Source organism: Nocardiopsis valliformis DSM 45023 (assembly GCF_000340985.1).
Classification (GTDB): Bacteria; Actinomycetota; Actinomycetes; order Streptosporangiales; family Streptosporangiaceae; genus Nocardiopsis; species Nocardiopsis exhalans.
Genome location: NZ_ANAZ01000002.1, coordinates 1 through 13,148 on the forward strand (window position 1 = coordinate 1; position 13,148 = coordinate 13,148).

At 70.8% G+C, this 13,148-nt stretch carries 11 protein-coding genes and 1 riboswitch; of the genes, 4 read left to right on the forward strand and 7 right to left on the reverse strand.

Annotated features, from left to right (window positions below; genetic code table 11):
• Positions 1-243 precede the first annotated feature (243 nt).
• The 4 genes from D457_RS0100635 to D457_RS0100650 all read left to right on the forward strand — a co-directional run bounded on the left by D457_RS0100635 (position 244) and on the right by D457_RS0100650 (position 3,508).
• Entirely contained in the window at positions 244-1,107 is an 864-nt protein-coding gene (locus D457_RS0100635) for a helix-turn-helix domain-containing protein (protein ID WP_026116186.1), read from the forward strand.
• A complete protein-coding gene (locus tag D457_RS0100640) occupies positions 1,104-1,343 on the forward strand; it encodes a DUF397 domain-containing protein (protein ID WP_017578703.1) in 240 nt (79 codons plus the stop codon). The genes D457_RS0100635 and D457_RS0100640 overlap by 4 nt, the downstream gene beginning before the upstream one ends.
• A gap of 1,211 nt (positions 1,344-2,554) precedes the next feature.
• Positions 2,555-2,908 carry a hypothetical protein gene (locus D457_RS0100645; RefSeq protein WP_017578704.1) on the forward strand — a complete coding sequence of 118 codons (354 nt, stop codon included), beginning with the start codon at positions 2,555-2,557 and terminating at the stop codon, positions 2,906-2,908.
• 9 nt (positions 2,909-2,917) lie between these two features.
• The gene (locus D457_RS0100650; RefSeq protein ID WP_017578705.1) at positions 2,918-3,508 is read left to right on the forward strand and encodes a Uma2 family endonuclease; all 591 of its coding nucleotides are present in this window, start codon (positions 2,918-2,920) and stop codon (positions 3,506-3,508) included.
• A 31-nt stretch (positions 3,509-3,539) separates the two neighbouring features.
• Here D457_RS0100650 and D457_RS0100655 read toward each other — a convergent pair whose 3' ends face one another.
• The 7 genes from D457_RS0100655 to D457_RS0100685 form a co-directional block, all read right to left on the reverse strand.
• Entirely contained in the window at positions 3,540-4,259 is a 720-nt protein-coding gene (locus D457_RS0100655; RefSeq protein ID WP_017578706.1) for a cobalt-precorrin-6A reductase, read from the reverse strand.
• Positions 4,256-5,746, reverse strand: coding sequence for a cobyric acid synthase (locus tag D457_RS0100660; RefSeq protein WP_017578707.1), 1,491 nt, complete (start codon positions 5,744-5,746; stop codon positions 4,256-4,258). Before D457_RS0100660 ends, D457_RS0100655 begins: the two co-directional genes overlap by 4 nt.
• Positions 5,743-6,468, reverse strand: coding sequence for a precorrin-6A synthase (deacetylating) (gene cobF, locus D457_RS0100665; RefSeq protein WP_017578708.1), 726 nt, complete (start codon positions 6,466-6,468; stop codon positions 5,743-5,745). The genes D457_RS0100660 and cobF overlap by 4 nt, the downstream gene beginning before the upstream one ends.
• Entirely contained in the window at positions 6,465-10,055 is a 3,591-nt protein-coding gene (cobN, locus tag D457_RS0100670) for a cobaltochelatase subunit CobN (RefSeq protein ID WP_017578709.1), read from the reverse strand. Before cobN ends, cobF begins: the two co-directional genes overlap by 4 nt.
• 35 nt (positions 10,056-10,090) lie before the next feature.
• A riboswitch (cobalamin riboswitch) is annotated at positions 10,091-10,208 on the reverse strand.
• Between the two features lie 72 nt (positions 10,209-10,280).
• Positions 10,281-11,087 (reverse strand): ABC transporter ATP-binding protein, encoded by an 807-nt coding sequence (locus D457_RS0100675; RefSeq protein WP_017578710.1) that lies wholly within the window; start codon positions 11,085-11,087, stop codon positions 10,281-10,283.
• The gene (locus D457_RS0100680; protein ID WP_017578711.1) at positions 11,084-12,100 is read right to left on the reverse strand and encodes a FecCD family ABC transporter permease; all 1,017 of its coding nucleotides are present in this window, start codon (positions 12,098-12,100) and stop codon (positions 11,084-11,086) included. Before D457_RS0100680 ends, D457_RS0100675 begins: the two co-directional genes overlap by 4 nt.
• Positions 12,097-13,143 carry an ABC transporter substrate-binding protein gene (locus D457_RS0100685; protein WP_017578712.1) on the reverse strand — a complete coding sequence of 349 codons (1,047 nt, stop codon included), beginning with the start codon at positions 13,141-13,143 and terminating at the stop codon, positions 12,097-12,099. The genes D457_RS0100680 and D457_RS0100685 overlap by 4 nt, the downstream gene beginning before the upstream one ends.
• Between the last annotated feature and the right edge of the window lie 5 nt (positions 13,144-13,148).

The window sequence follows — 13,148 nt, forward strand, 5'->3', positions numbered from 1 at the left end:
TGCGGTTGACGGCATGACGAACACACTCCTTGGCATGGCAGGACATGAGCAGAGGGTCGTGCTGGGTACCCGTGGGGGAGGTTCGCGATTGACGTGCTGCGCGGAACGGGCGAGGCGTAGCCTGACCGACATGAACCCTGTGTGATCCATCGGTCACTGACTACATCTCCATACTGAAACTGCGAATCTCAGTTGTCAATCGCTTTGCTGAGATTCGGAAAAGATTCTTGCTAGGTTGGTCCCATGCATCGCCCCTACAGCCCCACCATCCGTCGCAGGCGTCTGGGCTTCGAGCTACGGCGTCTACGTGAAGAGCACGGCTACACCCTCGATGAGGCCGCCAAGAGGTCTGATGTACCCCGGGCAACCATCGGCAAGATCGAAACCGCAGAATCCAGGCGAACCCGTGCTCGGGACTTGGACGCGCTCGCGGACCTCTACGACCTGGACGAGGAGAGCCGTGCGGGACTGCATCAGCTATCGCGCGAATCCAAGGAGAAAGGTTGGTGGTCCCGATACAAAGATGTCTTCAGCGAGCACACGCTCCCTGACTTCGAAGCAGAAGCATCGGCGATACGCACCTACGAAGCCCAGGTGATCCCTGGTCTGTTCCAAACACCTGACTATGCGGAAGAGATCTTCAAGGGGGGTCGAGCCACCGAAGATCCGAGCATCAGCAGACAGGTCGAAGCTCGACTCGCGCGCCAGCAGATCCTCTCCCGCGTCAACGCCCCTCACATGACAGCGGTCATCGACGAAGCCGTTTTGCTCCGTCTTGTGGGCAACCGTCAGGTCATGATCGAACAGTTGGAACATCTGGAACACCTTGCGATCCGACATAACATCGACATCCAAGTGCTTCCCCTGAGCAGCGGAGCCCATCTTGGCATGGCAGGCGCCTTCACCATCCTGGACTTCCCTGAGCCCAGGGACCCTACGATCGTCTACGTCAGTACAGCCGCAGACGGTCTGTACCTTGAACAAGAAAGCGACATCAAGCGCTACAACATGGCTTTCAGCAATGTTCAGGGCATCGCGCTATCGTCGACCGCGTCCATGCGGAGCATCGCGAGCGTCAAGGCGTCGATGGAGGGTGAACAAGAATGATTCTGGAGTTCCGTAAGAGCAGCTACAGCGCACAGGATGTGAACTGTGTCGAGGTCGCGCACATCCCCGCCCGCTTCCGGAAGAGCAGCTACAGCGCCCAGGGGCAGGAGTGTGTCGAGGTCGCCGACCTCCCCTGCGGCGCCGCTGTCCGCGACTCCAAACACCCCGCCGCCGGGCACCTCCCCTTCCCCAGTTCCGAGTGGAGCAGCTTCCTCTCCGCCGCCCTCTACCGCTGACCAGCCGAAAGCGCGGACGCCCGGCTATCGCTGCTCCCCCAAGGTCAACCGAGCGCTCCTGGGGTCCCCCCTTTCCCGCCGCGTGAGTGTGGCCGCCCGCACCGCACGCGTCAAGGTCGTACGTCCTCGCTTCGCTCCGGGCGCTCCACCTTGACCCGCACGCCACGGGCGGCGGGTTGGCGGCTGTCGGGAAACGGGGGAGGTGTGGTCGGGGATGCACGGTGCCCGGGCTTCGCCCGGGCCCGGACCCCGGTCCGGCCGTGGCCGGCCGGATTCCCGCCCGTCCCTCTGGCTTTCTCGGCAGGCGCGTCCCCATCCAGTGACGGGTGGGCGACGAAGGGCCCGAGCAGCCGGGTAGGGTCCGGGCGCGTCCCACCGGACTGACCGGTCTGGGGGCGGTACAGCCGGATCTTCGGTCCCCCAGCAGTTTTGGACCCCTCCCTTCCCGTGATCTTGCTACCAGAGGCGAGTTCGGCGCCGAACTCGCCTCTGGTAGCAAGATCACCTGGGATACAGGGGTTTTGGAAGCAGCGGACAGGCAGGGATGCAGGTTTCGGGCCCACGGGCCACCGGCCCCGGCCTTCCACCGTCCCGAACAGCCCTTACCCGCCCTGTGGACCGCTGCTCCTACCCCTGTCCCCTGCATCCTTCCTCTGCCGCTACTCCGCTACCGCTGTTTCGCAGGAGCGAATGACCGGCCGCGACACGGCCAGGCGTTGAGCGGCGGTCTGGGGAAGAGGGGGTCGTCCGGCCGAAGGCCGGGGCAGTTGGCCCCTTCCGGGGCCGTCTTGGACCCCGACCACACTCCCCCCTTCCCCGATAGCCGCCAACCCGCCGCCCGTGGCGTGCGGGTCAAGGTGGAGCGCCCGGAGCGAAGCGAGGACCTTGACGCGCGAAGCGGAGACGGCCACACTCACGCGGCGGGGAAGGGGGAACCACCCGCACCCGCCCACAAACAGGCACCAAGTGTCCCCGGGGATCCCCCGAAGGGTCGCTGCTGGCCCGTCACCTGGTCGAACGCTTCCGCCACCTTGTTGACCGTGGGCGCATCCTGAAGGCCCGACAAGCGCCGCACCACCAGGTCCGACCCTCTGGGCGATGTTCTTGACGCCACTTAAAGACAAGCCTTATCTTACGATGAGTATTGGCTCAACACATGAGTCGGCCCTGTCTTGGGCCCAGGACCGCGTAGACGCCCGAGGAATCCATCCATGCCAAGCACCAGCCGGAAGGCCACTCGCCCCGTCAAGCGCCCACAGGTCGGCCCCGACGCATGGCGGGCCGTGCAGAACACCGCGGACGAAGCCGGACTGTCCGCAGCCCGTGTGATGGAGACCCTGCTCCGCTTCTACGCCGAGGGACGCATTCCCGACACCGCGCTGACCGAGCGCTCTCCCGTCCGGAAACAGACGAACATGCCCATCGCAGACCACGTCTGGGAGGCATCCGTCCAGCGCGCGAAGAACACCGGAGAGTTTCCCCCCTCGGTCCCCGACCGTCTCGCCGTCGCCCTCGCGGCCGAACGCATCCGCTTCGAACTGTCGGTCACCGCGACTGCCGCTTAGGAGCCCGCCATGACCGTCACCGACCACCACCCGCCGCCCCACCCGTCCGTCACCGTTCAGCAGTTCGAGCCGATCGCTCTGGCAGCCGAGCAGGAAGACGTCAAACTCGAATTCATCAACGGGAAGATCTGGGCCGAAGGCGGGGCCGACGGAGACCACAACAGCATCCTGACGTGGCTGTTCCGCCAGTTCATGGCGCACCGGACCGACCTGGACCTTCTCCAGGGCCAAGGCTTGAAGATCGACACCTACCGCAATGGTCGGGCCCGCCCCGACGGCGTTCTCGCCCCGGTCGGCCACTTCGACGGCAAAGGCGGGTGGGCCGACCCCAAGGGGGTCCTCGCGGTCATCGAGGTGACCTCCTGGAACGCCGACACCCATGCCCGCGAGCGGGTCGAGAAACCCGCCGCCTACGCCGCCACCGAAATCCCCGTCTACCTGCTGGTGGACCGCGACGTGAACGCCGTGGTGGTGCACTCGCGGCCCGAACGCGGTGAGTACCAGGACCGGTCGAGGCACGTCTACGGCGACGAGGTCGGGATCCCCGGTACCGGGATCACGCTGGACACCGACGGACTGAAGAAGCGGTTCGCCCGCTGACAGCTACGGGAGACGGGCTGACGGCCTTCGCTCACTCCAGCCCGGACACCCATTCGAACGCTTCCGCCACCCTGTGGACCGTGGGCACGCCCTCCGGCCCGGGCGGGCGCCGCACCACCACGACCGGGACGCCCAACCTCCCCGCGGCCTCCATCTTCGGCCAGGTGTAGGTACCGCCGGAGTCCTTAGTGATGAGCACGTCCGCCCGGTGCCCGACCATCAGCTCCAACTCGCCTTCGAGCCGATATGGCCCCCGGCTGGTCAGCAGCCGCCAGGCGTCCGGGAGTTCGAGCTCGGGCACGTCCACCACCCGGGCCAGGACCGCTCGTTCGCCCAGGTCGGGCACGAAGCGGGCCAGCTCCTGGCGGCCGACCGTCACGAACGGCCGCTCCCCGAGTCCGGCGGCGAGTCCCGCAGCCTCCTCGTGGGTGTCGGCGTAGTGCCACGCCGGATCCGGCTCCCAGCCCGGCCGCTCCAGGCGCAGCAGCGGCAGGTCCGTGCAGGCCGCCGCCGCGTTCGCGGTCATCCCGAGCGCGAAGGGGTGGGTGGCGTCCACCACCGCGTCGTAGTCGGCCAGGGCTGCGCGCAGTCCGGGCACGCCCCCGAACCCGCCGATCCGCACCTTCCCCACCGGCAGGCGCGGCCGGGCCACCCGTCCGGCGAGCGACGTCGTCACGTCCACACCGGCCTCAAACAGCAGCGCGGCCAGCTCACGGGCCTCGGAGGTGCCGCCCAGAAGCAGAATCCTCATCGTGCGAACTCCCGTCCGAGCAGGGGAAGTCCGGCGGGCGCACCCTCGCGGGCCAGCTCCAGCAGCGCGTCGACGTCCAGGTAGCGCTCCGCGAGATCCGCGAGCAGGTCCATGCGCCGCTCGCGCGCGGCTGGGAAGTCCGTCCCGGACGGCCCGTACCCGAGCGCCTCGGCCAGGAACGCGGCCCGGAAGGCGTCGCCCTCCAGGCTGCCGTGCCACATGGTGCCGAAGACGTTGCCCGAACGCGCTCCGCCCAGGAACTCCTCCACTCCCCCGCCCACGGTGAGGCGTCCGTGGTGGATCTCGTAGCCGTGCGCGGGTGCACCCAGCGCCTCGCCCTCGGGCAGCCGCAGGGTCTTCTCGGCGGTGAAGTCGGTGCGCACGTCCAGCAGGCCCAGACCTTCGGCCGAGGACCCCGGTGCGGCCTCGACGCCCTCGGGGTCGGTGACGGTGCGGCCGAGCATCTGGAACCCGCCGCAGATCCCGAGCAGCGGACGCCCTCGGCGCACGTGTTCGGTGATCGCGTCGTCAAGGCCGCGCGAGCGCAGCCAGGCCAGGTCGGCGAGGGTGGAGCGGGTGCCGGGCAGCACCACGAGGTCGGCGTCGGCGAGGTCGCGCGGCCCGGAGGCGAAGACCACGTCGAGCCCGGGTTCCAGGCCGAGCGCGTCCACGTCGGTGAAGTTGCTGATCCGGGGCAGGCGCACCACCGCCACGCGCAGCGCCGCCTCCCCGTCGGCCCGTCGCCCCTCCAGGTCCAGGGCGTCCTCGGAGTCCAGCCACAGCCCGGGGTCCCAGGGCAGGGTCCCGAACACCCGTCGCCCGGTCATCCGTTCCAGGTCGTCAAGGCCCGGCCGGAGAAGCCCGTGGTCGCCACGGAACTTGTTCACCACGAAACCGGCGATCAGCTCCTGGTCGGCGGGCTCCAGCAGCGCCACCGTGCCGTACATGGCGGCGAAGACTCCGCCCCGGTCGATGTCGCCGACCACCACCACGGGCATCCCCGCGTGCCGGGCCAGGCCCATGTTCACGTAGTCGCCCGCGCGCAGGTTGATCTCGGCGGGGCTGCCCGCCCCCTCGGCGACGACGACGTCGTAGCGGTCGGAGAGGTCGTCGAAGGCGGCGTGCGCGGCCTCGGCCAGGTGGCGGCGGCCCGCCTCCCAGTCGGAGGAGGACACCTCCCCGGCCGGGTGGCCCATCAGCACGGCGTGGCTGCGCCGATCGCTGCCCGGTTTGAGCAGCACCGGGTTCATCGCGGGTTCGGGGACGGCGCGGGCGGCGAGCGCCTGCACCCACTGGGCGCGGCCGATCTCGGCCGGGCGCCCGTCCGGGCCGTGGCAGACCATGGAGTTGTTGGACATGTTCTGCGCCTTGTACGGCGCCACCCGCGCGCCCCGGCGCGCGAAGGCCCGGCACAGGGCGGTGGTGACCACGCTCTTGCCCGCGTCGGAGGTGGTCCCGGCGACCAGCAGACCGCCCGTCCCGCTCATTCGGGTCTCCTCAGCAGCGCGGTGTCCATCACCCAGCCGTCCTTCTCCCTGGCCCGCCGACGGGCCGCCTCGATCTCGGGCAGCACCTCACCGACCCGCCCGGCGACCAGTTCCTCGGAGGGGGCGCCCAGGTTGGCACCCCACCAGAGGGACCAGTCCTCCAGGCCCTCGAAGCCGTGCCGCCCGCTGAGCATGACGACGATGTTGTCCTGGCCCGCATCGACGGCCTCGCGCAGCCGCCGCGCCGGGGTGACGTGCACCGGGCGCCCGACCCCGTGCAGCACGATCCGGTGCCGGGCGGCCAGGATCTGGGGGGCGCTGATCCCGGGCAGCACGTCGTAGTCGAGCGCGACGTTGCCGCGTTCGACGATGCGCGCCACGATCCGCAGGGTGGAGTCGTACAGGGAGGGGTCGCCCCAGACCAGAAAGGCCGCGGTGCCGCCGCGCTCGCCCAGCACCCGTTCGAAGGCGGCCGCGCGGGCCTCGTGCCAGTCGGCGACCGCCCCCGGGTAGTCGGCGGGGTCGTCGCGGTCGCGTTCGGGGTCGGGCACCGCCACCAGCGGCACCCCGAAGGCCGCACAGACCTCCTGGCGCAGGGCGAACAGGCCGTCGTCGTCCCGTTTGCGGACGGCGACGGCGTAGTCGCAGCCGCGCAGGGCCTCGGCGACCTCACCGGTGACGTGCTGGGGACCCATCCCGATCCCCAGGATCCGTACCCTCACTCGGCCCTCTCCTCAAGGTCGCCCTCGACCTCCAGGTAGACCTCCTGGAGCGCCCGCATCGTCTCCGGGTCCGGCTCGGCCCACAGTCCGCGCCGGGCGGCCTCGTGCAGCCGCTCGACGATGCCGTGCAGCGCCCACGGGTTGGAGCGGCGCAGGAACTCCTGCGTCTCGGCGTCCAGCACGTACTCGGCGGCGAGCTTCTCGTACATCCAGTCGTGCACGACCCCGGCGGTGGCGTCGAAACCGAACAGGTAGTCGACGGTGGCCGCCAATTCAAAGGCGCCCTTGTAGCCGTGGCGGCGCATCGCCGCGATCCAGCGGGGGTTGACCACGCGGGCGCGGAACACCCGGGCGGTCTCATCGGCCAGGGGCCGGGTGCGCACCGCGTCGGGGTTGGTGGAGTCGCCGACGTAGGCCTTGGGGTCCGCGCCGGTCAGCGCCCGCACGGTGGCGATCATGCCGCCGTGGTACTGGAAGTAGTCGTCGGAGTCGGCGATGTCGTGTTCGGCGCTGTCGATGTTCTTGGCCGCGACCTTGATCCGACGGTAGTTGGCGCGCATGTCGTCGGCGGCCGGGACCCCGTCCAGGCCCCGGCCGTAGGCGAAGCCGCCCCAGGCCGTGTAGACCTCGGCCAGGTCGGCGTCGTCGCGCCAGTTGCCCGACTCCACGACCTGTAGGATTCCCGCTCCGTAGGAGCCGGGAGCCGAACCGAAGATCCGGGTGGTGGCCCGGCGGTGGTCGCCGTGCCCGGCCAGGTCGGCCCGGGTGTGGGCCCGGACGTGGTTCTGGTCTTCGGGCTCGTCGAGGTCGGCGACCAGCTGAACGGCGTCGTCGAGCATGGCCACGACGTGCGGAAAGGCGTCGCGGAAGAAACCGGAGATGCGCACCGTGACGTCCACGCGCGGTCGGCCCAGCTCCTCCAGCGGCACCACCTCCAGCCGGGACACCCGCCGGGAGGCCTCGTCCCATTCGGGGCGCACACCCAGCAGTGCCAGGACCTCGGCGATGTCGTCGCCGGAGGTGCGCATCGCGGAGGTGCCCCACACCGACAGGCCGACCGACTCCGGGTAGGTGCCGGTCTCCTCCAGGTGGCGGCGGAGCAGGGAGTCGGCCATCGCCTGGCCGGTCTGCCAAGCCAGCCGGGAGGGGACAGCACGCGGGTCGACGGTGTAGAAGTTACGGCCGGTCGGCAGCACGTTGACCAGCCCGCGCAGCGGAGAGCCGGACGGGCCCGCGGGGATGAACCCGCCTTCGAGCGCGTGCAGGACGTGGTCGAGTTCGTCGGTGGTCCGGGCCAGGCGCGGTGTCACCTGGGCGGCGGCGAAGGCGAGGACCGAGCGCACCCCTGGGTCGTCGTGCAGGCCCTCCACGGCGGCCGGGTCCCAGCCCGCCGCTTCCATCCGCTCCACGAGTCCGCGCGCCAGGGACTCCACCTCGTCGACCTCGGAGGTGGGGGCGTCCTCCTTGAGCCCGAGGGCGGCGCGCAAGCCCGGCACCGCCTGACCGACGCCGCCCCAGACCTGGGCGGCGCGCAGCACGGCCATGACCAGGTTGACCCTGGTCTCCCCGTCCGGCGCCTCACCGAGTACGTGCAGTCCGTCGCGGATCTGGGTGTCCTTGATCTCGCACAGCCAGCCGTCGACGTGCAGCAGGAAGTCGTCGAACTCCTCGTCGTCGGGCCGTTCCTCAAGGCCCAGGTCGCGGTGCATCTCGGCGGCGCGCATCAGCGCCCAGATCTCGCCCCGGACCGCGGGTAGCTTGGCCGGGTCCATCGCGGCGATGTTGGCGTACTCGTCGAGGAGCTGCTCCAGGCGTGCGATGTCGCCGTAGGTCTCGGCGCGGGCCATCGGCGGGATGAGGTGGTCGACGACCGTGGCGTGCGCGCGGCGCTTGGCCTGGGCCCCCTCTCCTGGGTCGTTGACCAGGAACGGGTAGATCAGGGGCAGGTCGCCCAGGACGGCGTCGGTGGCGCACTCCGCCGACAGGGCGGCGTTCTTGCCGGGCAGCCACTCCAGGGAACCGTGCTTGCCCAGGTGGACGACGGCGTGCGCGCCGAACCCGTGTTCCAGCCAGCGGTAGGCCGCCAGGTAGTGGTGGCTGGGCGGCAGGTCGGGGTCGTGGTAGATCGCGATCGGGTTCTCCCCGAACCCGCGCGGCGGCTGGACCATGACGACCACGTTGCCCGCGCGCAGGGCGGCCAGCACCAGCTCGCCCGCGTCGTTGACGTAGAGGCTCCCGGGCCCGGGGCCCCACTTCTCCCGCATCGCCTCCTTCAGGGCGGCGGGCAGACCCTCGGTCCAGGCGGCGTACTGCTCGGCCGTGATCCGCACGTGGGCGTCGGTGAGCTGGACCGACGTCAGCCAGTCCTCGTCCTGGCCGCCCGCCTCGATCAGGGCGTGGATCAGGGCGTCGCCCGCCTCGGTCTCGTCGGTGAGGTCCAGGCCCGGCAGGTCCTCGGGTGAGCCCAGGTCGTAGCCCTCCTGGCGCAGGCGGCGCAGCAGGCGCACGAGGGAGCGCGGGGTGTCGAGGCCGACCGCGTTGCCGATGCGGGAGTGCTTGGTCGGGTAGGCCGACAGCACGAGGGCGATCCGCTTCTCGGCGGCGGGGATGTGCCGCAGGCGCGCGTGAGCGACCGCGGTGCCCGCGAGCCGGGTGCAGCGTTCGGGGTCGGCGACATAGCGGGGCAGGCCGTCGCCGTCGATCTCCTTGAAGGAGAACGGCACCGTGATGATGCGGCCGTCGAACTCGGGGATGGCGATCTGGGTGGCCGAGTCCAGCGGGGTGACCCCGTCCTCGGAGGCCTCCCAGTCCGCGCGCGAGCTGGTCAGGCACAGGCCCTGGATGACAGGGATGTCCAGGGCGGCCATGCGCTCCACGTCCCACGCCTCGTCGTCGCCGCCCGCGCTCGCCGAGGCGGGCACGCTGCCGCCCGCGGCCAGGACGGTGACGATCAGGGTGTCGAGGTCGCCGAGCGCCTCGTAGAGGTCGTCGGGGGCCGACCGCAGCGACCCGGCGAAGACCGGGACGCCCACGGCCTGCCCGGTCGCGTCGACGGCGTCGGCCAGGGTGTGCGCGAAGGCGGTGTTGCCGCCCGCCTCATGGGCCCGGTAGTAGAGGATCCCGACCCGGGGCAGGTCCGGGGCGGCCGGGCGGTCTCGCTCGGGGAAGCCCCACAGCGGCAGGGCGGCCGGGGGTTCGAACCCCTCACCGGTGAGCAGCACGGTGTCGGAGAGGAAGGCGTGCAGGCGGGCGAGGTTGGCCGGGCCGCCCTCGGCGAGGTAGCGGTGGGCCTCGGTGGCCAGTCCGATCGGGACGGTGGAGTGCTCCATCAGCTCGGCGCTGGGCTGCTGTTCTCCGCTGAGGACCACCAGGGGTGTGCCCCGCTCGCGGACGGCGGACAGACCGGGCCACAGGTCGTGTGAGGAGCCCAGCAGGCGCACCACCACGAGGTCGGCCCGCTCGACGGCGCCGGTGAGTTCGGTGTCGGAGGCCCGGGACGGGTTGGCCCAGACGTACTCGGCCCCGCTGGAACGGGCGGAGAGCAGGTCGGTGTCGGAGGTGGACAGCAGAGCGATCCGTACCGTCATGGTCGGATTCCTCCCTCGGGGTTCTCGCCCCATCGGCGGTCGGACTGCCCGCGGCCAGTGTCTGGCTGCACCCCGTGAGGAGACGGGGCATCACAGTGGCGGAACCGCCCCGGAATCGCACCGGGTTCCTGTACCACGAGCAAAGGACTCACACTTTAACGGGAGGCCGGCGGCCGCGCCCGGGCGGGGAAGCCCGGAGGCCACGGGCCGGGCCCGCCCTCGGTCTCATCTGCGCAGGAAACGGACCACCGGGCCGTCCGATCCCGCCAGGACCTCGACCCGCACCCCGTAGACCTCACCGATGAGGGAGACGGTCAGGACCTCGGAGGGTGTGCCCTCGGCGACGACGCGGCCCTGCCTCAGCACGAGCAGGCGGTCGCAGTACATCGCGGCGAGGTTGAGGTCGTGCAGGGCGATCACCGAGGTCACCGGCAGTCCCGCGACCAGTTCCAGCAGGTCGATCTGGTACTGGATGTCGAGGTGGTTGGTCGGCTCGTCGAGCAGGAGCTCCTCCGGTTCCTGGGCGAGGGCGCGGGCGATCTGGGCCCGCTGGCGCTCGCCTCCGGAGAGGGTGTGCCAGGAGCGGTCCGCGAGGTCCGTGAGTCCGGCGCGCTCCAGCGCGCCCCGGACGGCCTCCAGGTCAACCGCGGACATCGGTGCCCAGGCGCGGCGGTGCGGGATGCGGCCCAGGGCGACGACCTCCCGGACGGTGAGCTCGGTCTGGGTGTGCGCGTTCTGCTGGACGGTAGCGATCCGCCGTGCCAGGGCGCGGCGCCCGGTCCTGGCCAGGGGTCTGTCGTCCAGGGTGACCACACCAGCGGACGGGGCGAGCACCCCGGAGAGCAGCCTCAGCAGAGTGGACTTGCCCGAGCCGTTGGGGCCCAGCAGGCCGATGGTCTCGCCCGGGCGGGGCGCGATGGTCACGTCGTCGAGTACGAGCCTGCCGCCGACCTCACGGCTGACCCGCTCCGCTCTGAGCCCGCCCTCCGTCCTGAGCCCATCCGTCGCGACCAGACGGTCCGAGTCGTTCACGTCTTGCTCCTGGCTCGGTACAGCACGGCGATGAAGGCGGGCACCCCGATGAGCGAGGTCACCACCCCCACCGGGATCTCCTGCGGGTCGAGCGCGGTACGGGCGACCGTGTCCACCCACACCAGGAAGATGGCGCCCGCCAGGGCGGTCACCGGCAGGAGCCGGGCGTGCGCGGAACCGGTGAGCGCCCTGGCCGCGTGCGGCAGGACCAGCCCGACGAACCCGATCGCCCCGGCCGAGCTGACCAGGACGGCGGTGAGCAGGGCGGTGACGCTCAACAGGACGATGCGGGCATGCGTGACACGCACCCCCAGGTTCGCGGCGGCCTCCTCCCCGAAGGCGAAGGCGTCGAGCGTGGTGGTGTTGGCGAAGCAGACGGCCAGCACCACGAACAGCACCGACCCGCACAGGAACACGTCGGACCAGCCCGCACCGCTGAGGGAGCCCAGCAGCCAGAACAGCACGCCCCTGGTGGTCTCGGCGTCAGCCGAGGTCAGCACGATGAACGAGGTCAGAGCGGAGAACAGCTGCATCGCCGCGACCCCGGACAGTACGACGCGGTCCATGCTGCCGCCGAGGGTGTGGCTGAGCAGCATCACCATCCCGAAGGAGAGCAGGGCACCGACGAAGGCTCCGGCCGACATCGAGACCACCCCCACACCCCAGCCGAGCACGATCACGGCGACCGCACCGGTCGAGGCACCCGAGGAGACTCCGAGCACGAAGGGGTCGGCCAGGGGGTTGCGGAGCAGCGACTGCATGACCGCGCCGCACAGGGCCAGACCCGCCCCGCACACGGCGGCGAGCAGGGTCCGAGGCAGGCGCAGGTTCCACACGATGCCCTCGCGCAGCGGCGACAGCGGGCTCTGCCCGAAGCCGAGCCGCGCGGCCACCGACCTCCAGACCTCGGCGGGGGTGATGTCGGCGGGGCCGATGGTCACCGCCACCGAGACCGAGGCGGCCAGTACCACCAGGCCGCCGCCGGTGAGGAGCGCCAGTCGCGCACGGGTCACTGGGCGAGCCCGAGCTCGCGCAGGCCCTCGGCGACCAGTTCGACCCCCTCCACGGTCCGGATGGCGGGGTTCATGGCCTGACCGCTGAGCAGGACGTACCGCTCCTCACGGACCGCGGTGAGGTTGCTGGTGGCCGGGTTGCCCTCCAGGAAGGCGATCTTGGCCTCGGCGGTCTCCGCGGTCTGGGACTCACGGGTCAGGTCGCCGAGCACGATCACGTCGGGGTCGCGGTCGGCGACGGTCTCCCAGTTGATCTGGGGCCACTCGTCGTGGGTGTCGTCGAAGGCGTTCTCGGCGCCGATCGCACGGGTGATGGCGCCGGGTGCACCGCAGCAGCCCGCCAGGTAGGGCGCTTCGGAGTTGGCGAACCAGTACATGAGGGAGACGTCGGAGGCGTCCAGGTCCCGGGTCGCCTCCTCCACCCGTTCCTGGAGCTCCCCGACGAGTTCCTCGCCGCGCTCCTCGACATCGAAGACGAGGGCGAGGTCGCGGATCTCGCCGTAGACCGCGTCGAGGGTGAGCTGTTCGCTGCGGGAGCCGTCTCCCCCGCTGCTGTTGTCCTTGCCCGCGTCGCAGTCGGTCGGGGAGACGTAGGTGGACACACCGAGCTCCTCGAACTGCTCCCGGCTGGCGACTCCTCCGGTGCCCAGGGTGGAAACGAAGGAGGCCGTGACGAAGTCGGGTTCGGCCTCCAGGACCCGCTCGAACGAGGGGTTGTTCTCCGCCAGCCGGGGGATGTCGGCGTTGGCCTCCTCCAGCCCCTCCATGATCGGGTCGGTCCAGGTGGCGGTGCCCGCCACACGGTCCTCCAGTCCCAGGGAGAGGAGAATCTCGGTGGTGCCCTGGTTGAGGGAGACCACCCGTTCCGGGGGCGCGTCGAGGGTGACCTCGTAACCGCAGTTGTCGATGGTGCGGGGGTAGCCGCCGTCGGCCGCGGCGGCGCCCGTCCCCCCGTCGGATTCAGCCTGGCCGGTACCGCAGGCGGTGAGCAGGAGGGCGGGCAGGACGAGGAGGGCTACGGGGGATGGTCCGTGGCGGAACATGGGCA

Bases quoted from the DNA above. Each gene is read 5' to 3' on its own strand.
- D457_RS0100635 (WP_026116186.1), top strand. From the start codon at position 244: ATGCATCGCCCCTACAGCCCCACCATCCGTCGCAGGCGTCTGGGCTTC.
- D457_RS0100640 (WP_017578703.1), top strand. From the start codon at position 1,104: ATGATTCTGGAGTTCCGTAAGAGCAGCTACAGCGCACAGGATGTGAAC.
- D457_RS0100645 (WP_017578704.1), top strand. From the start codon at position 2,555: ATGCCAAGCACCAGCCGGAAGGCCACTCGCCCCGTCAAGCGCCCACAG.
- D457_RS0100650 (WP_017578705.1), top strand. From the start codon at position 2,918: ATGACCGTCACCGACCACCACCCGCCGCCCCACCCGTCCGTCACCGTT.
- D457_RS0100655 (WP_017578706.1), bottom strand. From the start codon at position 4,259: ATGAGGATTCTGCTTCTGGGCGGCACCTCCGAGGCCCGTGAGCTGGCC.
- D457_RS0100660 (WP_017578707.1), bottom strand. From the start codon at position 5,746: ATGAGCGGGACGGGCGGTCTGCTGGTCGCCGGGACCACCTCCGACGCG.
- cobN (WP_017578709.1), bottom strand. From the start codon at position 10,055: ATGACGGTACGGATCGCTCTGCTGTCCACCTCCGACACCGACCTGCTC.
- D457_RS0100685 (WP_017578712.1), bottom strand. From the start codon at position 13,143: ATGTTCCGCCACGGACCATCCCCCGTAGCCCTCCTCGTCCTGCCCGCC.